Origin of the sequence: Janthinobacterium fluminis, assembly GCF_028595325.1 — a bacterium.
Classification (GTDB): domain Bacteria; phylum Pseudomonadota; class Gammaproteobacteria; order Burkholderiales; family Burkholderiaceae_D; genus Janthinobacterium; species Janthinobacterium fluminis.
This window is the reverse complement of sequence record NZ_JAQQXR010000004.1, coordinates 512,985-533,581: the sequence shown is the minus strand read 5'-3', so window position 1 is coordinate 533,581 and position 20,597 is coordinate 512,985. Positions and strand designations below refer to the sequence as shown.

The following is a 20,597-nucleotide window of genomic DNA, read 5'->3' as shown; positions in this document are numbered from 1 at the left end:
CATGGCGCGCATACTCATCGTCGAAGACTCGCCGGCCAACATGATGCTGGTGGAAACGCTGCTGGAGAGCTGCGGCCACACCCTGTTCCAGGCCGAGCGCGCGCCGCAGGCGCTCGACATCGCCCGGCGCGAGCAGCTCGACCTGATCCTGATGGACATCCAGCTGCCCGGCATGGACGGCATCGAAGCCACCCGCATCCTGAAGGCGGACCCGCGCACCAGCGGCGTGCCGGTGGTGGCGCTGACGGCGTTCGCGATGAAGGGCGACCGCGAGCGCCTGCTGCAGGCCGGCTGCGACGGCTACATCGAAAAGCCCATCAACTACATCGACTTCCTGGCCGAAGTGGCGGCCATCATCGAGCGCGCCGACCCGGCGCCGTGAGGGAAAGCCGGCCGGCCCCGCGGCGTGAGCTTGTCACACGCTTGTCATGCGCGCCCTGTATCTTCGCCGCTTTCCATCATCGACGCAAAAGCGAGGACGCCCGTATGAAGTCGCACCCGAGATTGACCCTGACCACGATCGCCGTCAGCCTGGCGCTGAGCGCCTGCGGCGGCAGCGATTCCACCCCGGCCCAGCCGCCGGTGGCGCCGGCCATCACCGGCGTATTCCTCGACAGCGCCGTCGAGGGCCTGGACTACGTCGCCGGCACGAGCACCCGCGCCAGCACCAACGCCAAGGGCGAATTCGTCTGCAACTCCGGCGACAAGGTGGCCTTCAGCGTCGCCGGTCTGGCCCTCGGCAGCGCGCCTTGCGGTCCCACCGCCACGCCGCTGGAACTGGCCGGCAGCACCGATCTGAAGGACGACAAAGTGGTCAACCGCCTGCTGGCGCTGCAACTGCTCGATGACGACAACGACCCGTCCAACGGCATTCGCATCAACGCCGACGTCAAAGCCGCGCTGGCTGGCAAGAACATCGATTTCGGCGCCGCGCCGGCCGCCTTCAACGCGGCCTTGGGTGCGCACCTGGCCGCGCTGGGCGGCAAATACGCCGGCCGCGGCATCGACGAGGAGCGCCGCGCCCTGGTGCGCGAACACTTCGAAGACACGCTGGCCTCGAAACTGGGCGCGCCGCTGGCGGACAAGGCCAGCCAGGGCGCCGTCAGCGTCACGGTGACGCGCTACCAGGTGCAGGCGGCCAGCAGCTTCCACGTGCCATACGAAGGCGGCAACGCCAAAATCAAGGAGGAATTCCCGCTCGGCTTCCTGCCGTCCTACGGTTCCGGCCTGGCGTTCAAGGGTGTGGCCGCGAACGGCGACCTGGAGTTCTACGGCCTGACCGACCGCGGCCCGAACGGCGACGGCCCGAACGTGCCCGACCCGAGCGGCAAGGGCGTCAGCGGCAGCAAGATCTTCCCGTCGCCGAGCTTTGCGCCTTCGTTTGGCGTCATCACGGTCGGCAAAAAAGGCGCGGTGCTCAGCGCCAGCCTGCCGATCAAGGTCACGGCCGATCTCAAGGCGTCCGGCCTGCCGGTGCCCGTCGGCGCCGTCGGCAACTCCGCCGAAGTCCCCGTCTTCGACAAAATGCAGTTCGACGCGGCCGGCAAGGCCATCTATAACACCGGCGGCATCGACTCGGAAGCCATCGCGCTCGACAAGAAGCGCAATCTGCTGTGGCTGTCCGACGAATACGGCCCCTTCATCGTCAAGCTCGACCCGGCCACCGGCGTGATCCAGGCCAAATACGCGCCGGGCAAGGGCTTGCCGGCGATCTTCGCCAAGCGCCGCGCCAACCGCGGCATCGAGGGCATGGCGCTCGACGCCGGCAGCGACAAATTGCACGCCTTCCTGCAAAGCCCGCTGAGCGACGGCAAGGCAGCATATTCGGTGACCAAGTCGAGCGAGCAGATCGAACGCTTCGCCCGCTTCACGCGCTGGATAGAATTCGACCCCGTCAGCGCCACCACCACCAAGATGTACGCCTATCCGCTCGATGCCGCCGACTATCTGGACGGCCGCACCGGCAACGCCAAACTGGGCGACATGGTGGCTCTCGGCGGCGGCAAGTTCATCGTCATCGAGCAGGGCGCGGCGCCGTCCGGCAAGGTGTTCAACAAGCTGATGCTGGTTGAGGTGGGCGAGGCGACCGACATCGCCGGCGCCGCCTTCAACGCGGCCACGTCGGACCTGGAGAAAAGCAGCATGAGCGGCGCGGCCGTCAACGGCGCCGACTGGGCCGCCGTGAAGACGCTGAAGAAAACCGTGCTGCTGGACTTGAATGCGATCGGCTGGGCGGCCGAGAAGGCCGAGGGCCTGACGCTGGTCGACGGTGCCACGCTGGCGCTGTCGAACGACAACGACTTCGGCATGAAAACCAAGGTGTTCAACGCCGCCGGCGCCGAAGTGGTCGGCGCCGACGTCACCAAATGCACGGTGGACGCGGCCGGCGTCATCGTCACCAGCGCGGCGCTCGGCTGCGACGCCGCCAACTCGATCCGCGTCGCGCGCGGCGACGACCGCGAGCGTCCGAGCCGCCTGTGGCTGATCAAGTTCGCCAAGGCGCTGAGCAGCTACTAATCGCGGAGGGGGGCGCCGGGGCAAGCGTGGTCCGGCGCCCGGCGCCGGCTACGCCTCGGCGGCGCTCTATTGCCGCGAGCATCGAGACGATGGCATTGTGTTGATGCAAATCAACAATATTGGATGAGGGCGTCCGGCTAACTGTGGCATTCTTGAGCGGCATCTAGATCCGTGCCGGTCCGGCGTGGTTGACGGCGTTGACCGAACTACTTATTCGAGGTAAATCCCCCTATGAAATCACCCCTGATCGGCTCTTTCGCCAGTCTCTTACTGCTTTCCGCCTGCGGCGGGGGCGAATCGGCGGCGCCGGCGGCGCCGAACGCGGCGCTGGCCAGCGTCACCGTGGCGGCGCTGGCCGCCGACGTGGTGCGTGTGACGAGCGCTCAGCAACTCCAGACGGCCATCAACGGCGCCGTTCCCGGGCTGCAGATCGTGTTGGCCGACGGCAGTTACGCCGGCCCGTTCGCGGTGGTCGACAAGAACGGCAAAGCCGACGCGCCGATCACGATCAGGGCGGAACACCCCGGCCGCGCCAGCATCGTCGGCAGCGGCGGCCTGGCGCTGACCCGTTCCTCCTATCTGACGATCCAGGGCTTGAAATTCAGTAACACCGCCAGCGCGCTGTCGCTGTCGGCGTCGCATCACGTGCGGATCACGCGCAACCGCTTCGCGCTTGCCAGCAACGGCACGCCGAGCAAATGGATAGTCTTGACCGGCGCGGGCAGCCATTACAACCAGATCGACCACAACGAGTTCGGGCCGCGCCATGACTTGGGACAGATGATTTCCATCGACGGCGCCGGCGACAAGGTGGCCCAGCACACCACGGTCGAAGACAACTATTTCCACGACGCCGAGGCGCAAGCGAGCAACGGCGGCGAAACGGTGCGTATCGGCCTGTCGCAGATGTCGATGTCCGAGGGGCACACCATCGTGCAACGCAATCTGTTCGTTAATTGCGACAGCGACGCCGAGGTCGTGTCGGTCAAAAGTAAGAGCAATTTTGTGCGCTACAACACCTTCATCAACAACGCCGGACAGGTGAGCGCGCGGCACGGGCACGCGAATAATTTCTACGGCAACTTTTTCCTTGGCAACGGCAGCAAGCCCAAGGTGGGCGGCCTGCGCATCTACGGCAACGATCATCGCATCTACAACAACTACATGGAGGGCTTGACCGACCGTCCCATCTATCTGGACGGCGGCGATTATGACGGCGGCCCCAATCAGACCAATCCGCCGAAAGACGAACTGGCCAGCCACTGGCGCGTCTACCGCGCCCAGGTCATGTTCAACACCATCGTCAACAGCAATGCGGGCATCGTGATCGGCGGGCGCGAGTTCCAGCCGCGCGACAGCCGTGTGGCCAACAACATCGTAGTGAACCGCCGCGGCACGCTGTACGATGAAAGAGAGAAAACCAATACCGTTTTCGAGGGCAATATCGGCTATGGCTCCACCGTCGGCGGCCCCCGCGACGCCGCCGCCATTGCCGTGGTGGACCCCAAGCTGCACGGCATCGGCGGTCTGCAAAAACTGTCTTCGGCCAGCCCGGCGCGCGGCGCGGCGGTGGGCAGTTACGCGATGGTCACGGAGGATATGGATGGACAGCCGCGTTCGGCGCGGGACAGCGGTGCCGATGAGTATTCGGACGGGCCGGTGCTGAGGCGCCCGCTGACGCCCGCCGATGTCGGGCCGGACGCGCCCTGAGGGGCGCGGCGGTGCTGAATGGCGGCGCGGCTTGCCGCCGTTGATGTGAAAAACCCCAAAAGCCGGCATCCAGCTTTTGGGGTCCGGCCTGCCGAGGCAGGCGTTTGCCGGCGTCGCGGCGCGGCTTAGAACTCTTCCCAGTCGTCGCCGGCGGGGGAGGCGGCCGGCGCCTTGCGCGGCGCCGCTGCCGGCGCGCTCTTGCGCGCGGCGGGGGCGGCCGGGGCCGGGGCGGGACGCGGCGCGGCAACGGCAAGCGGGGCGCTGCGCGCGGCCGGCGCCGGCGTGTGGCCGCGTTCGGCCAGTTTGAAGCCGCCCACGGCCTGGGTCAGGCTCACGGCCATGTCCTTCAGGCTTTCGGCGGCGGCCGCCGATTCTTCGACCAGCGCCGAGTTCTGCTGCGTCATCTCGTCCATGTGGGTGATGGCGCGGTTGATTTCCTCGATGCCGCTGCTCTGCTCCTGCGTGGCGGCGGTGATGTCGCTCATGATGTCGGCGACGCGCTGGATCGACTGGACGATCTCGCCCATCGTGTGGCCGGCCTCGTCGACCAGCTTGCCGCCGGCGTCGACCTTCTCGCCGGAGTCGACGATCAGCGACTTGATTTCCTTGGCGGCGGCGGCGGAGCGCTGCGCCAGGTTGCGCACCTCCGAGGCGACGACGGCAAAGCCGCGCCCCTGTTCGCCGGCGCGGGCCGCCTCGACGGCGGCGTTCAAGGCCAGGATATTGGTCTGGAAGGCGATGCCGTCGATGACGCCGATGATGTCGGCGATGCGGTTCGAGCTTTCCTTGATCGAACCCATCGTCTCGACCACCTGCGACACCACCGAGCCGCCCTTGCTGGCCACGTTCGACGCCGACAGCGCCAACTGGTTGGCCTGCTTGGCGTTGTCGGCGTTCTGGCGCACGGTCGACGTCAGTTCTTCCATCGAGCTGGAGGTTTCCTCCAGCGAGCTGGCCTGCGATTCGGTGCGCGCCGACAGGTCGGCGTTGCCGGCGGCGATTTCCGCCGACGAGATCTTGACGGCGTCGCTGGTGCCGCGGATGTCGAGCAGCACGTGGGCGATCTTGTCGACGAAGCGGTTGAAGGCGCTGGCGATCTGCGCCAGTTCGTCGCTGCCGGCGGCGTCCAGGCGCTTGGTCATGTCGCCCTCGCCGGAGGCGATGTCTTCCAGCGCGTCGCGGATCAGCGCCAGGCGCTGCAGCGCTTTCGCCACGAGCAGCGTCAGCAGGAAGCCGGCGCCCAGCGTCAGCAGCAGGGCCATCAGCGCCGAGTTCCACAGCATCGCGCTCAGCGCCTGGGTCGCCTCGGCCTTGTCGAGCACGATCACCAGCAGCCAGTCGGTGCCGGCCACCTTGGCCACGTGCAGCAAGCCGTCGCGGCCCTGCAGGGTGACGGCGGTAGCGGCCTTGTCCGCTTCGATCTGGGTCAGCTTGGCGATGCTCAGCGAGGCGTCGAAATCGGTGACCGGCTTGAGCGTCAGTTTCTGCTCCGGGTGGGCGATGATGGTGCCGCTGCTGTCGACCAGGAAGGAGAAGCTGCTCGGGGTCGGCTTGATCGCCACGACGTTGCGCACGACGGTGTCGATCATCACGTCCACGCCGCCGACGGCGGTGGCGCTGCCTTTCGGGCCGAACGGCTCGGCGAAGGTGACGACCAGCTTGCCGGTGGTGGCGTCGACATACGGCGCCGTCAGAATCGGGCCGCCGACCTGGTTGGCCTTGGTGTACCACGGCCGCTGGGTCGGGTCGTAATTCGGCGGCATCTCATGCAGCGCCAGCATTTTCTTGTCCGGATAGCCGATGTAGGCGTCGTCGAAGGCGCCGGCCAGCTTGGCCGAGGCGATGAAGGGCAGCGGGTCCGGCAGCGCGACGGCCAGTTTCAGCGATGCCACGATCATGCTCTTGCTGCGCACCCATTCCGCGATGCCGCTGGAATGCACCTGCGACAATTGCTGCATCTGCGCGTCGAGCGACTCGATGGTACGCCCGCGCGTGGTGAAGAAGTTCGTCACCGTCATGGCCAACATGGCGAAGACGACGATGGAGATGCAGATGGCGATAAGCCGGGTACGAAGTGAAGAGAACATGCTCTCGGTTTCCTTTCAACAAGGCGTGTTGGGGGGGCGAGAAAATCCAGTGCAGTGAATACCATACCGGCGAGAAAAAACACCATCGCACCGCAGTGCAGTGATGTGTGCCGCAGATAAATGTTGCGTGAAATAATTATAGTTGAGTTCAATCAATAAACCATTAAATTCCGATGTTTCTGCGGAATAGTGCGGCTTATTCGCACACTCGGAATTAAGCGCGGTTTACTTGAATTGCAATGCTGGTATTTTGGTAATGCCAATATCGGGCATTAATATATGCGGGCGGGAAGGGGAGGGAAATGCGTAACAAACGGTATGGCAGCGTTTGTTGTGTCTTGCGCGTCAAGGAGCGACGCGCGCCGGGGTGGCGCGCGCCGGCCTGGCTTAATAGCGGTAGGCGCGGCCGTTGACGACTTGCACGCGGTTGCCCATGCGCAAGCCATCGAGGCTGTCCTGGACGACGGTGACGCCGTCGCCGTTGTCGAGGCGCACATGGATTTGATAGCTGTTCGGCACCTGCGCGTTTTGGTTCTGTTCGACGTTGTGGCCAACCATCGCGCCGCCGATGGCGCCGAGGATGGTGGCGACCTTGCGGCCGCTACCGCCGCCGACCTGGTTGCCCAGCACGGCGCCGGCCACGCCGCCGACGACGGCGCCGGCGCCGCTGTTGCCGCTATTGGGGCGGACCACCTGGATCGAGTCGATCGCACCGTAACGGGCCTGGTTCTGCTGGACCGGCGGCTCGTAATATTGGTTCGACTGGTTGGCATACGGCTGCTGGTAGTTGCTGGCGCAGCCGGTCAGGGCGGCGAGGGCGATCAGGGCAACCAGCAGCGAGACGCTGACAACGCGGGAGCGGGACGGTTTCATGTTCTTTCCTTTGCAGAGGTGTTTTCAACATGCTACACGGAGAACGCCGGCCACGGCGCTCGAAAGTGTAAGCATTTATGGCAAAAAAGACAGCTTCGGCCTTCCGGCTTACAAGTTTTTACATTTCCGCCTGGCGTGCGCCGGCTTGGAAAGTGGCCGCGCTCAATGCGCCAATCAGGAATGCGCCGGCGGTTTTATGCGTCAATTCAATTCCGGTGCACGGCCTGAATATTAATTTGTCTATTCTGACTTTATAACATTTTTTATTAAATTGAAATACATCGGCTTTGCGCATTGCGGCTGATTATAATCGGCGCCGCATTCCAATCCGCTGCGCCGCCATTAATCAGGCGGGTTGGCGCCATTGCTCGCGATAGGCGCCCGGATTGACGCCGGCCCATTCCTTGAACGCGTGGTGGAAAGCGCTTTGTTCCTGATAGCCGAGCAGGAAGGCGATATCGACCAGGCTCAGTCCAGGCTGGCGCAGGCAGTCCTTGGCCAGCGCGAAGCGGGCCTGGTCCAGCACCTGCTGGAAACTGGCGCCGACCTCGCTGAGCTTGCGCTGCAGCGTGCGCGGCGACAGCTTCAATTCCCCGGCGATGGCGGGCAGGCGCACCTGGCCCTGCGTCAGCCCGCGCAGGATGGCGGCGTGCACCTGCGCCTGGATGTCGGCGCCGGCCTGGGCGCGGCGCTTCAGCAACTGCTCGGCGTGCTGCTGCAGCACCGGATACAGGCTGACGTCGGCGTTCGGCACCGGCCAGCTGAGCATTTGCGCGTCGAAGCTGGCGACGTTGGCGGCCGCGCCGAAGCGCGGCAGCGCGCCCAGCACGCGCAGGTATTCGTCCTCCAGCCCGGCGCCGCCGGCGTGCGTCACGGCCAGGTCGACCGGCGGCAGCGTGCTGCCGGCCAGCCAGTTGCCGAACACGCGGATGCCGGCGAAGACGCTGTCGATCAAATGGCGCTGGCCGCGCGGGTAGTGGCTGTGCCAGGCGTACTGGGCCAGGCCGGCCTCGACGCGCAGCGCCGAGCGCCCCAGGTCGTGCGCCAGTTGTTCGTAGCGCAGCGTCTGCTCCAGGGCATGGCCGAAGTCGCGGCAGCTCAGTAGGATCAGGCCGTAGACGCTGTAGGTGCCCAGCTTGACGCGTTCGCCCACGTGCAGGCCGAAGTGCGGATCGCCGGCCAGTTCGGCGCCGATGTCGAGCAGGCGCACGTAGTCGTCCGCCGCCAGCGCTTCCGGCAGCGGGCACAGGGCCCGTTCGGGCAGGCCGGCGGCGCGCGCCAGCGCGGCGGCGTCGACGCCGCGCGCGGCCGCCGCCTCCAGCAGGGGCAGCAGATAGGAGCCGGCGACGCGCCCGCGTGGCGCCTTAGCGGGCGCGCTTGGCATAATAGAACAATGCGATTGTCATAAATACACAATACTGGAAGGGGCAGGTAGCGTACTCTCTTGGTATTCAGGTAAGACGCGCCCCAGTATAGCAAGGCGCGCCACCGCACAATGGAGAGACACCGCATGAGACGCTGGAACGGCTGGGGCGACGACGCCATCGAATTTGCGCTCAACGAGGACGCGCTGGCATTTCTGCGCGCGCGCGTCGGCCCCGGCGCCGCCATCGGCGACGCCACGCTGGCGCAGGCGTGCGCGGCGATCGGCCCGTCGCGGCTGGCGCCGCACCGGCTGATCGACACGACGCCGGCGCTGCGCCTGCAAAATGGCCTGGGCCAAAGCCTGCCGGACTGGTTCAAGCTGAGGTACGGCAAGGTCGGCGCGGTGCCGGACGGCGTCGCCTTCCCCGAGAGCGCCGAGCAGGTGCGCGAGCTGCTGCACTACGCCGAGCGCTTCGACGTCGCCGTGATCCCGCACGGCGGCGGCACCAGCGTGGCCGGCCACCTGACCGTCGCCGCCGGCATGCGGCCGGCGCTGTCGATCAACCTGACGCGGCTGTGCCGCATGCGGGCGCTGGACAAGCAGGCGCAACTGGCCACCTTCGGCGCCGGCGTCTTCGGCCCCGACCTGGAGGCGCAGTTGCGCGCCCACGGCTACACGCTGGGGCACTTCCCGCAATCGTTCGAGTACTCGACGCTGGGCGGCTGGATCGTCACGCGCTCGTCCGGCCAGCAGTCGCTGCGCTACGGCCGCATCGAGCAGGTGTTCGCCGGCGGCACGGTGGAAACGCCGGCCGGCACGCTGAGCATCCCGACCTTTCCCGCCTCGGCCGCCGGCACCGACCTGCGCGAGATGGTGCTGGGCTCCGAAGGCCGGCTCGGCGTGCTGACCGAGGCCACGGTGCGGATCAGCAAACTGCCGGAATACGAAGCCTTCCACGCCGTGTTCTTCCCGAACTGGGCGGCGGCGGAAACGGCGGTGCGCGAGCTGGCGCAGGCCAAGCTGCCGCTGTCGATGCTGCGCCTGTCGAACCAGCTGGAAACGCTGACGATGCTGACCCTGGCCGGCCACAAGCGCCTGATCGGCGCGCTGCGGCGCTACCTGTCGTGGCGCGGCTGCGGCGCCGACACATGCATGCTGATGATAGGCGTCAGCGGCGAGAAGGCCGGCGCCGTCGCCGCGCTGAAAAGCGCGCTGGCCGTCACCCGCGGCCACCAGGGCGTCCACGTCGGCAAAAGCATGGGCGCCAAGTGGAAGCAGAACCGCTACCGCAACGTCTACCTGCGCAACGCCGCCTGGGAGCACGGCTATGTGATCGACACGGTGGAAACAGCGGTCGACTGGCCGCGCGTGGAGATCATGATGCTGGCGGTCGAACAGGCCGCCCGCGATGCCCTCGGCGGCCAGGGCGAGCGGGTGCACGCTTACACGCACCTGTCGCATTTGTACGCGCAGGGTGCCAGCGTCTACACCACCTTCGTCTACCGCCTGGCCGGCGATTTCGACGAGGACATGGCGCGCTGGCGCCTGCTCAAGGGCGCCGTCAGCGAGGCCATCGTCGAGCACGGCGGCACCATCAGCCACCAGCACGGCGTCGGCGTCGACCACGCGCCCTATCTGGCGGCGGAAAAAGGCGCGCTCGGCATCGGCGCCATGCACGCGCTGTTCGGCCACTTCGACCCGCAGGCGATCATGAACCCCGGTAAATTGCTGGCCGAGGCGGGAGGGCTGCGGTGAGCGGCCACTGGCCGGCCGGCTGGCGCGACGGGCTGCCCGAGTTGTTCGCGCGCGACTGGGACATCGTCGTCGTCGGCGGCGGCATCACCGGCGCCGGCATCCTGCTGGAGGCGTCGCGGCGCGGCCTGAAGGCGCTGCTGGTCGAACAGCGCGACTTCGCCTGGGGCACGTCGAGCCGCTCCTCGAAGCTGGTGCACGGCGGCCTGCGCTATCTGAAGGAGGGCCGCTTCGGCATGACGCGCGAGTCCGTGCGCGAGCGCCAGCACCTGCTGCGCGACGCCGCCGGCCTGGTCGAGCCGCAAGGCTTTGCCTTCGGCGACTACGCCGGGCGCAAGCCGGGCCGGCGCCTGTTCCTGCTCGGCCTGGCGATCTACGACCTGATGGCCGGGCAGCGCGCGCGCCACTACTACAAGGGCGAGGACTTCACGATGCTGGCGCCGAACGTCGCGCGCGAGGGGCTCAGCGGCGGCATGTGCTACAACGACGCCAAGACCGACGACGCGCGCCTGGTGCTGCGCGTGCTGCAGGAGGCGCAGCGCCACGGCGGCGTCGCCGTCAACTATATGGCGGTGCAGTCGCTGCTGCGCGCCGGCGGCAAGGTGTGCGGTGCGCAGTTGCTGGACGCCGTCAGCGGCGCCGGCCACACCGTGCGCGCCCGCGTGGTGATCAGCGCCACCGGGGCCTGGGCCGACGGCTTGCGCGGCCAGCTCGGCGCCGCGCCCAGGCTGCGGCCGCTGCGCGGCAGCCATCTGGTGCTGCCGGCCTGGCGCCTGCCGCTGGCCCAGGCCGTCAGCCTGATGCACCCGCACGACGGCCGCCCCGTCTTCGCCTTCCCGTGGGAGGGCGTGACGCTGGTCGGCACCACCGACGTCGACCACGGCGCCGACCTGGCGCTGGAGGCGGCCATCACGCGCGCCGAGCTGGACTACCTGATGGCGGCGCTGCACCGGCAGTTTCCGCAACTGGGGCTGGTCGAGGCCGACGTCATCGCCACCTACGCCGGCGTGCGCCCCGTCATCGACAGCGGCCAGGCCGATCCGTCGAAGGAGGGGCGCGAGCATGCGCTGTGGCTGGAGGATGGCTTGCTGACCGTCGCCGGCGGCAAGCTGACGACCTTCCGCGTGAGCGCGCTCGACGCGCTGAAGCGGGTCGCGCCGCTGCTGCCCGGCTGGCGCGCCGACCTGCGGCCGCGGCCGATTTTCGAGGCGCCGCCGGCGCTGTCGGGGACGCGCCTGTCGTCCCAGCAGAAAATCCGCCTGCTTGGGCGCCACGGCCGCCACGCCCAGCCCCTGCTGAACGCGGCCGGGCGCGGCGAGCACGACACCATCGCCGGCACCGAAACGCTGTGGGCGCAACTGCGCTGGGCCGCGCGCGGCGAGGCGGTGCAGCGGCTGGAAGACCTGCTGCTGCGGCGCACCCGCATCGGCTTGCAGCTGCGCGGCGGCGGAATCGATATCATGCCGCGCATCCGCGCCATTTGCCAGCCGGAGCTGGACTGGGGCGACGTCCGCTGGGACGCCGAACAGGCGGCCTACCTGGCGCTATGGCGCCGCCACTACAGCCTGCCGGCGCCCACCCCACTTGCGGAAGCGTGACAGCATGACCGAGCAATACATCCTCGCCATCGACAATGGCACCCAGAGCGTGCGCGCGCTGCTGTTCGACTTGCAGGGCAATATCGCGGCGAAGGCGCAGATTTTCCTCGAACCGTATTTTTCCGAGCACCCCGGCTGGGCCGAGCACGACGCGGAAGGCTACTGGCAGGCCGTGTGCGCCGCCTGCCAGCAGCTGTGGGCCGGCACGGCCATTCCCCGCGCGGCCGTGAAGGGCGTCGCCGTGACGACCCAGCGCGGCACCGTGATCAACCTCGACAAGGACGGCCGGCCGCTGCGCCCGGCCATCACCTGGCTGGACCAGCGCAGCACCGAGCAGGTGCCGGAGCTGGGCCGCTGGTGGCGCGCCGCCTTCAAGCTGGCGCGGGTCGAGGGCACCATCGATTACTTCCGGCGCGAGGCGGAAATCAACTGGATCGCCGCGCACCAGCCGATGATCTGGGAGCGCACCGACAAGTTCCTGCTCTTGTCCGGCTATCTGAATTACCGTTTGTGCGGCCGCTTCGCCGACTCGACCGGCTCGCAGGTGGCCTACATCCCCTTCGACTACAAGCGCCACGCCTGGGCCGGGCCGCGCGACTGGAAGTGGCGCGCGCTGGCCGTGCGCCGCGACATGCTGCCGGAACTGGTGGCGCCGGGCACGGTGCTGGGCGCCATCGACGCCGCCGCCGCCGCGGCCACCGGCATCGCGGAGGGCACGCCGCTGCTGGCGGCCGCCGCCGACAAGGCTTGCGAGGTCATCGGCGCCGGCTGCCTGGAGCCGCACATCGCCTGCCTCAGTTACGGCACCACGGCGACGATCAACACCACCAACAAGAAATACATCGAGGTGACGCCGTCCATTCCGCCGTATGCGGCGGCCATCCCCGGCTACTACAGCACCGAGGTGCAGATCTTCCGCGGCTACTGGATGGTGAACTGGTTCAAGGAGCAGTTCGGCGACCGCGAGCGCGCCGCCGCCTCGCTGGACGGCATGGCCCCGGAGGCGCTGTTCGACCGTCTCGTCGAGGCGGTGCCGCCCGGCTCGATGGGCCTGATGCTGCAGCCCTACTGGAGCCCCGGCATCAAGGTGCCGGGGCCGGAGGCGAAGGGCGCCATCATCGGCTTCGGCGACGTGCACACGCGCGCGCACATGTACCGCGCCATCCTGGAGGGGCTGGCGTATGCGCTGCGCGAGGGCAAGGAGCGCATCGAAAGGCGCAGCGGCATTCCCATCACGGAGCTGCGCATCGCCGGCGGCGGCTCGCAGAGCGACGCGGCGATGCAGTTGACGGCCGACATCTTCGGCTTGCCGGCGGCGCGCGCCCACGTCTACGAAAGTTCGGCGCTGGGGGCCGCCATCGACGCCGCCGTCGGCCTCGGCCTGTATCCGGACTTCGCGGCGGCCGTCAAGGGCATGACGCGCCCCGGCCGGGTGTTCCAGCCGGACCCCCAGCACAGCAAGGTCTACGAACAGTTGTACCGGCGCGTCTACAGGAAAATGTACGCCCGCCTGCAACCGCTGTACCGCGACATCGCCGCCATCACCGGCTATCCGGGCTAAGCCGATCTAGTTCCTAATTGGTATTGCGAATCATTCGCATTTGGTATATTATGCCCCCGCATTTCAATGCGGCAACAATGCAAATGCCGCATGGCACCCCTGCGCCCGCAAAGGCGCGCCTTTAACATCTCTTTTGCTACGGATAACAATGAATATGAACAGCAGGGGCACCTGTGCGGTGCGGCCTATGGCGGTGGCGCTGGCTTTGGCGTTTGGCGCGCCTGTTTTCGCGGCGCAACAAGCCCCCGTGGTCGTGGCGGCCTTGCCCGCCGTTACCGTGTTCGGCGAAAGCATCAGCGCCGCCAACGTCGGCCGCTCCTATCTGAAGAGCGAGGACGTCGAGCGCCAGCAAGCCGACAATATGGCGGCCCTGCTCGACACGCTGCCGGGCGTCGACCTGACCGGCACCTCGCGCCCGGGCGGGCAGTCCCTCAACATCTGGGGCTTCAACAAGGTGCAGGATGTGAAGGTGATCGTCGACGGCGTGCCGAAGGGCTTTGAAAAATACCGCCAGGGCTCGGTTTTCATCGAGCCGGAGCTCATCAAGCAGTTGGAGGTGAACAAGGGGCCGCACACCTCGCTGTATGGTAACGGCGGCTTCGGCGGCGTCGTCACGGTCGAGACGAAGGACGCGAAAGACATGCTGCGCGCCGGCGCCAACGTGGGCGCCTTCCTCAAGTACGCGCGGCACAGCAACAACCACGAGAACGACACGACGGCGTCCGTGTATGCGCGCAGCGCCGACGGCCGCTTCGACGGGCTGGCCTTTGTGACCCAGCGCAAATCGGACGACTTGCGCAAGCCGGACGGCGCGCTGTTCCGTTTTTCCGCCCTCGATGCGCCGTCCGGCCTGGCCAAGCTGAACATCCGCCTGACGCCCGAGCAGTTGCTGACTGTGTCGGCGATGCGCAGCCGCAGCACCGGCTGGGGGCCGTTTGCCGCCTTCGGCGAGGACACGCCCGCGCCCAGCGCCGGCGACATCAAAAAATACGGCTCGGACGAGGCGTGGCGGCGCAAGGCCATCTACCGCGACCAGCAGGACGACACCTACGCCGCCAAATGGCGCTTCACGCCGCGCGACAATCCGCTGCTCAACGTGACGGCCAGCTTCGGCCATTCGAAAACCCGGCAGTACGACCAGCGCTCGGCGACGGCGACGCCCTCGTCCTTCCTCGGCTCGCTGGGCAACGCCAGCTGGGCCTCGTACAAGGACCGCCTCGCCGAGCTGCGCAACGAAAGCCTGTTCAGCAGCGGCGCGCTGGAGCATGTGCTGAGCGTCGGCCTCCAGTGGCACGGCAACCAGCGCGACACGCTGATGTACTACCCGGAGGCCAAGGCCCTGAAGGACCCGGCGTATAACTACGGCTATTTCCAGCCCTATTACATGCCGGCCGGCGAGCAAAAGACCACCGGCCTGTACCTGCAGGACGCCGTCACCCGCGGCGCCCTGACGCTGACGGCGGCGCTGCGCTACGACCACGTCGCCTCGCAGGGCGTGCCGAACCTGGCGCCGCGCTACAACAGCCCGTTGCCAGAGGCCGGCCACGACTACCGGGCCGTGACGCACCAGGGCTGGTCGCCGCGGCTGGGAGTGTTCTGGCAGACGAGCAGCAATATGGCCCTGTTTGCCGACCTCAGCAACACCTGGCGCGCCCCCACCATCGACGAATTGTATTCGGTGGAGTACTACAAGGACGCCAAGGCATCATCGTCCAAGCCCGGCACCAGCCGGGCGCTGGAGGTCGAGCGCATCACGGCCGCGCGCGTCGGCGCCATGCTGAGCGGCAAGGGCTGGTTTGCGCCTAACGACAACGCGCAACTGCGCGTGACCCTGTTCCAGAACCGGGTGCACGACAGTATCAGCCGCCGTCTTGGCGAGTTGGTGCCTCCCGGCACGAAGCCGACGGGAGTCTTGTCGAACTACCGCAATTTGCCCGGCATGCGGACGGAGGGGCTGGAGCTGGAATCGTTTTACAACGCGCCGCGCTTCTTCGCCCACGCCTCGCTGGCGCTGCAGTACGGCGCGCGCCGCGGCAGCCAGCGCAATCCCTGGGGTCTTGACGAGCCGGTGTCCAGCATTGCCCCCGACAAGCTGGTCCTCGGCGCCGGTTGGCACTTCCCCGAACAAGGCATGAGCGCGGGCTGGCAGGGCAAGTTCCTCGGGGCGCAGGAGAAGGTGCTGCCGAGCGACAGCGTCTATTATCTGGCGCCGTCGAAAGCTTACGGCTTGCACAGCCTGTTCGCGTCCTGGCAAGGCAGGGGCGGCATGTGGCGCGACGTCAGCGCCCGCCTGACCGTCGACAATCTCCTCAACCGCGACTACCGCCCCTATCTGAGCGAGGGCGTCACCGGCGTCGGCCGCAACTTCAAGCTGAGCGTGTCGAAGTCCTTCTAGTCAGCGCATCACCAGGGCCTTGACGGCGTCCCACGCGGCGCTGCCGGGCTGGGTGGCGCGCACCAGGTTGCGGCCGCCTTCCTTGGCCGCGTACATGGCGCGGTCGGCGGCGACGAACAGCGCCTCCTTGTCGTCGAGCAGGTGGGGGAAGATGGTCGCCACGCCGATGCTGGCGGTGATCCACTGCGACGTCGGCGAGCGCGGATGCGGCAGGCGCAGCAGCTCGATGTGCTGGCGGATCGCCTCGGCCATCGGCAGCGCCGCCGCCGCGTCCGTTTCGGCGAACAGCAGCACGAATTCCTCGCCGCCGTAGCGCGCCGCCAGGTCGGTGGGCCGGCAGGCGTGCGCGGCGATGGCCTGCGCCACCTGCTGCAGGCACAGGTCGCCGGCCGGGTGCCCCAGGCTGTCGTTGTACAGCTTGAAGTGGTCGACGTCGAGCACCACCAGCGACAGCGGCGTGCCGCTGCGCACCGAGCGCTGCCACTCTTTTTCCAGGAAGCTGTCGAAATGGCGCCGGTTGGCGATCTTCGTCAAGGGGTCGATGTGGGCGGCGCGCTGCAGCGCGTCCTCCGACTGCTTGTGGTGGGTGATGTCGTGCAGCAGGCCGATGTAGAGCGGCTGGCGCAGGAACATCGGCGTCAGCGTCAGGTCCATGCTCAGCGTGCCGCCGTCGCGGCGGCGGATCGCCACCTCGCGCGTGCCGTGCTTGTGCGCGGTCGCCGGGTTGGCCGCGTACATGGCGAAATAGTCGAGGTACTCGCTGGCCACCAGCGGCATCAGCAGTTCCTTGATGCTGCGCCCGGCCAGCTCGTTCTCCTGGTAGCCGAGGTACTGGTCGCAGGCCGGGTTGGTGAACTGGATGCGGCCGTCGGCCTCGATCACCAGCAAACCCTCGGCCATGTTGTTGACGATCGTGCGCAGCCGCTCGGCCTGCTCCTGCTGGGTTTCGCTGTTGCTGCGCATCTGCAGCTGGGCGCGCACGCGGGCGCACACTTCGGCCATGCGCAGGGGCTTGCTGATGTAGTCGGCGGCGCCGATGTCGAAGCCGGCGACGACGTCCTCGGTTTCCGTCTTGGCGCTCATGAAGATCACCGGAATGCGCTGGGTCAGCGCGTTCAGCTTGAGCTGGCGGCAAGTCTCGAAGCCGTCCATGCCGGACATGACGACGTCGAGCAAAATCAGGTCGGGGTGGACGCGCTGGGCGATCATCAGCGCCCGCTCGCCGGACGTGGCGACAAAGGTCTGGTAACCCTGTTGGTCCATCAGGTGGCGCAGCATCGCCAGGTTGGCCGGCGCGTCGTCGACGATCAGGATGGTGGCGTCGCGCCGCTGCGGGAGTCCCCCGCCGACTAGGTTCATCGGGCCTGGCCCGTTGCCGCGCCGCCGCGCGGGGCGCGGGGGCGCACCGCTCCCGCCCGCTTGGCGGGATGCCGGACTGACGCCGTCTGGCCCGCAGTGCTGGCGCTGCGGGCGCTGGAAAGTTCTGCGCGTACTGACAAAGGCTGGCCTGGTTTCAAAAATGAATAGTCTTGCAAATCATACCGCTTTGTTAATTTATTTGGTGAAAAAATCCTTGGATTGTGTACTGAAGAATACACGCCGATGTGGAGTTTTCATACAGGATGCCATGAATTTGCGCGCCGTTGGGTGAACTTCCGGTAGTTTTCGGATGCTGCCACGTAGTTGTTCGCGCTCGGCGGCGCGGTGCGGGAGGGGAGTCCCCGCCGGGGAGGGCGGGGCGGCGGCGTGGCTGGCGGGCAGCCACGCCGGGGGCGGCGGGCGCCTTAGATCTTGGCGGCGATCAGCTTGCCGAGGATGGCGATGCCTTCGCGGATGCGCTCCGGCGGCACGGTGACGAAGGACAGGCGCAGCGTGTTCGTTTCCGGCGCGTTCGCGTAGAACGGCGAACCCGGCACGAAGGCGACTTTGTTGGCAATCGCCTCGTCGAGCAGCTTCATGGCGTCGATGTGGGCCGGCAGCGTGACCCAGATGAACATGCCGCCTTCCGGTTTGGTCCATTGCACGCCGGCCGGGAAGTGCTGTTGCATGGCCGACAGCATGGCCTGGCACTGGTCGCCGTACAGCGTGCGGATGCTGGGGATGTGGCGGTCCAGGAAGCCGTCCTTGATGACCTCATGCACGACCATCTGCGTCAGTTGCGAGGTGTGCAGGTCGGCCGCCTGCTTGGCCAGCTCCAGGCGGCGCACCAGCGGCAGCGGCGCGACCACGTAGCCGAGGCGGATGCCCGGCGTCAGCACCTTCGAGAACGAGCCCATGTAGATGACGCCGTCCGGGTTCATCGCCAGCATTTTCGGGAACGGCTCGCCGGCGTAGCTCAGCGCGCCGTAGGGATCGTCCTCGATCAGCGGCAGGCCGTGGCGGGCGCAGGTTTCCACCAGTTCCAGGCGGCGCTCGACGGACAGGCTGCGGCCGGTCGGGTTCTGGAAGTTCGGCAGCGCGTACAGCAGGCGCGCGCCGTCGGCGACGCCGGTCACCGATTGCGGCACCAGGCCGTGCTCGTCGGTGGCGACGGAGACGAACTCCGGACGGTACACGGAAAACGCCTGCAGCGCGCCCAGGTAGCTGGGGGTTTCCACCAGCACGCGGCTGCCTTCGTCGATCAGCACCTTGCCCAGCAAATCGAGGGCTTGCTGCGAACCGGAGGTCATCAAGACCTGCTCGGGAACGATCTTCGCGCCGTTCGTCGACAGCGAATCGGCGATCCACTGGCGCAGCGGCAGATAGCCGTCGGTCGGGCCGTACTGCAGCGCGACCTTGCCATTGTCCGACAAGACCTTGTCGAAGGCGGTCTTCATTTCGGCGACCGGGAAGGTGGCCGGCGACGGCAGGCCGCCGGCGAAGGAAATGATTTCCGGTTGCTGCGTGATCTTCAGGATTTCGCGGATGAAGGAGCTTTGCAGCTGGTCGGCACGCTCGGCAAAACGCCACTGGATCGGATTGGGATTTTCAATTTTCATACGAGTCTCACTGAGGGAAGGGCCGTGCAGCGCCCGGCCGGGGTAATAAGCGCGCTCGTGGCGGCTATATAAAAGAGCGGCGCCGGATCAGCGCCGCCCGCACATGTTTCACAGGCGGCGCCGGCGCCGCGATCAGGCGATTTCGACGATCATCTCGATTTCCACGCACGCCCCCAGCGGGATTTGCGCGACGCCGAAGGCGGAGCGGGCGTGCGCGCCCTGCGCGCCGAACACCTCGGCCAGCAGCGTCGAGGCGCCGTTCGTGACCAGATGCTGTTCGGTGTAGTCGGGCGTCGAATTGACCAGGCTCATCAACTTGACGATGCGCCGGACGCGCGTCAGGTCGCCGCCGCAGGCATCCTGCAGCGTGCCGATCAGGTCGACGGCGATGGCGCGCGCCGCCGCCTGTCCCTCTTCGGTCGTGATGTTCTTGCCCAGTTGCCCGACCCAGACGCTGCCGTCGGCTTTTTTCGCGATGTGGCCGGAGATGAATACCAGATTGCCCGTCTGCACATGCATGACATAGGCGGCGGCCGGCGTGGCCGGCTTGGTCAGCGTGATATTCAGCGCTTCGAGTTTTGCGTAAACTGACATGTAGTATCCATATAGGTGCCGTTCGTTTGGCGGGTTCGGGGCGGCCAGCTATGTTTGTTTTTGTACTGGAAACGATATTGTACGTCTTGCAGCCGGCGCTGCACACTAAAGCAAAAAAACGGAACTTAATCAGGTAAAACGGCCGGGGCGAGCTATATTTTGGTGCGGCGGGCGGCGCGCCGACACGGAAATAACAGAAACTGCCATGCCTCAGCGCCTGATCTGCATCTTGCGGCCCGCCGCGACGACGCCGATGACGGCCAGCGCGAACAGCACGGTGGCCCATTCCAGCGGCTCGCCCAGTATCAGCGTGGCGCCGAGCAGCGACAGGAAGGGTTGCAGCAACTGGGTCTGGCCGACCCGGGCCACGCCGCCCAGCGCCATGCCGCGATACCAGAAGAAAAAGCCGATGAACATCGAGCACACGGAGATGTAGGCGAAGCCCAGCCAGGCGCCGGCGCCGGCGCTGGCGAAGACGGCGCCCTGCGACCAGCTCAGCCACAGCACCAGCGGCAGCAGCAGGGGCGCCGACAGCACCAGCGCCCAGCTGATGACCTGCTGGCCGCCCATGCTTTGCGCCAGCCGGCCGCCCTCGGCGTAGCCCAGCGCGGCCAGCACGACGGCGGCGAACATGGCCAGGTCGGCCAGGTGGAAGCTGCCGCCGCTCTGGCGCAGCGCGAAGCCGATCACCAGCGCCGAGCCGGTGGCGGCCATGACCCAGAAGCCGGCCGAGGGCTTTTCATTGCCGCGCAGCGCAGAAAACAGCGCCGTGGCCAGCGGCAAAATACCGACCAGCACGGCGCCATGCGAGGCCGGCAGCGAGCGCATGGCGATCGACGTCAGCCAGGGGAAGCCGATGACGCAGCCGAGCGCCACCATCGACAGCGCCGGCAGCGCGGCGCGCGGCGGCGGCGGCGCGCGCCGCCACCACAGCCAGATGCCGGCCAGCGCGGCCGCCACCAGCGCCCGGCCCAGCGCGACGAAGCTGGCGTCGAGGGCGGCCACGGCCAGCCGCGTGAACGGCAGCGTCAGGCTGAAAATGGCCACGCCGATCAGACCCAGCAGCATGCCCTTGCTTTCGTCGGACAGGCGCGTCGTGGCGGCAGCGGGTTGGGACAGGGGGAGGCTATTGTTCATGCTTGATTCCAGGGTCGTGTAAAAGGGGT

General features: G+C 67.3%; 15 protein-coding genes. 7 read left to right on the top strand and 8 right to left on the bottom strand.

What is annotated here, in order from left to right:
* Position 1 precedes the first annotated feature (1 nt).
* From OIK44_RS13295 to OIK44_RS13285, 3 genes are all read left to right on the top strand, one after another.
* Entirely contained in the window at positions 2 to 382 is a 381-nt protein-coding gene (locus OIK44_RS13295; RefSeq protein ID WP_273671233.1) for a response regulator, read from the top strand.
* A 104-nt stretch (positions 383 to 486) separates the two neighbouring features.
* Positions 487 to 2,517, top strand: coding sequence for an esterase-like activity of phytase family protein (locus OIK44_RS13290; protein WP_273671231.1), 2,031 nt, complete (start codon positions 487 to 489; stop codon positions 2,515 to 2,517).
* Between the two features lie 231 nt (positions 2,518 to 2,748).
* Complete coding sequence (locus OIK44_RS13285) at positions 2,749 to 4,227, top strand: polysaccharide lyase 6 family protein (protein ID WP_273671229.1); 1,479 nt, start codon at positions 2,749 to 2,751, stop codon at positions 4,225 to 4,227.
* Between the two features lie 125 nt (positions 4,228 to 4,352).
* On the opposite strand, the gene OIK44_RS13280 is transcribed toward OIK44_RS13285, so the two are convergent.
* The 4 genes from OIK44_RS13280 to OIK44_RS13265 form a co-directional block, all read right to left on the bottom strand.
* A complete protein-coding gene (locus OIK44_RS13280; protein WP_273671228.1) occupies positions 4,353 to 6,314 on the bottom strand; it encodes a methyl-accepting chemotaxis protein in 1,962 nt (653 codons plus the stop codon).
* A gap of 387 nt (positions 6,315 to 6,701) precedes the next feature.
* Positions 6,702 to 7,187, bottom strand: a complete 486-nt coding sequence (locus tag OIK44_RS13275) for an outer membrane lipoprotein (RefSeq protein ID WP_273671227.1) — start codon at positions 7,185 to 7,187, stop codon at positions 6,702 to 6,704.
* 118 nt (positions 7,188 to 7,305) lie between these two features.
* Positions 7,306 to 7,482, bottom strand: a complete 177-nt coding sequence (locus OIK44_RS13270) for a hypothetical protein (RefSeq protein WP_273671226.1) — start codon at positions 7,480 to 7,482, stop codon at positions 7,306 to 7,308.
* A gap of 51 nt (positions 7,483 to 7,533) precedes the next feature.
* On the bottom strand, positions 7,534 to 8,571 hold the full coding sequence (locus OIK44_RS13265) for an AraC family transcriptional regulator (protein WP_273671224.1): 1,038 nt from the start codon (positions 8,569 to 8,571) through the stop codon (positions 7,534 to 7,536).
* A gap of 126 nt (positions 8,572 to 8,697) precedes the next feature.
* Between OIK44_RS13265 and OIK44_RS13260 the strand changes: the two genes are divergently transcribed.
* The 4 genes from OIK44_RS13260 to OIK44_RS13245 all read left to right on the top strand — a co-directional run bounded on the left by OIK44_RS13260 (position 8,698) and on the right by OIK44_RS13245 (position 15,859).
* A complete protein-coding gene (locus OIK44_RS13260; protein WP_273671223.1) occupies positions 8,698 to 10,308 on the top strand; it encodes an FAD-binding oxidoreductase in 1,611 nt (536 codons plus the stop codon).
* Positions 10,305 to 11,903, top strand: a complete 1,599-nt coding sequence (locus OIK44_RS13255; protein ID WP_273671222.1) for a glycerol-3-phosphate dehydrogenase/oxidase — start codon at positions 10,305 to 10,307, stop codon at positions 11,901 to 11,903. The genes OIK44_RS13260 and OIK44_RS13255 overlap by 4 nt, the downstream gene beginning before the upstream one ends.
* 4 nt (positions 11,904 to 11,907) lie before the next feature.
* A complete protein-coding gene (locus OIK44_RS13250; RefSeq protein ID WP_273671221.1) occupies positions 11,908 to 13,464 on the top strand; it encodes an FGGY-family carbohydrate kinase in 1,557 nt (518 codons plus the stop codon).
* Between the two features lie 148 nt (positions 13,465 to 13,612).
* On the top strand, positions 13,613 to 15,859 hold the full coding sequence (locus OIK44_RS13245; protein ID WP_273671220.1) for a TonB-dependent hemoglobin/transferrin/lactoferrin family receptor: 2,247 nt from the start codon (positions 13,613 to 13,615) through the stop codon (positions 15,857 to 15,859).
* Here OIK44_RS13245 and OIK44_RS13240 read toward each other — a convergent pair whose 3' ends face one another.
* From OIK44_RS13240 to OIK44_RS13225, 4 genes are all read right to left on the bottom strand, one after another.
* Complete coding sequence (locus OIK44_RS13240; RefSeq protein WP_273671219.1) at positions 15,860 to 17,218, bottom strand: diguanylate cyclase domain-containing protein; 1,359 nt, start codon at positions 17,216 to 17,218, stop codon at positions 15,860 to 15,862. It abuts the gene before it with no gap.
* Positions 17,219 to 17,643: 425 nt separating this feature from the next.
* Positions 17,644 to 18,837, bottom strand: a complete 1,194-nt coding sequence (locus tag OIK44_RS13235; protein WP_273671218.1) for an aminotransferase-like domain-containing protein — start codon at positions 18,835 to 18,837, stop codon at positions 17,644 to 17,646.
* A gap of 132 nt (positions 18,838 to 18,969) precedes the next feature.
* A complete protein-coding gene (locus OIK44_RS13230) occupies positions 18,970 to 19,431 on the bottom strand; it encodes a RidA family protein (RefSeq protein WP_273671217.1) in 462 nt (153 codons plus the stop codon).
* 210 nt (positions 19,432 to 19,641) lie between these two features.
* A complete protein-coding gene (locus OIK44_RS13225) occupies positions 19,642 to 20,568 on the bottom strand; it encodes a DMT family transporter (protein ID WP_273671216.1) in 927 nt (308 codons plus the stop codon).
* Positions 20,569 to 20,597 lie beyond the last annotated feature (29 nt).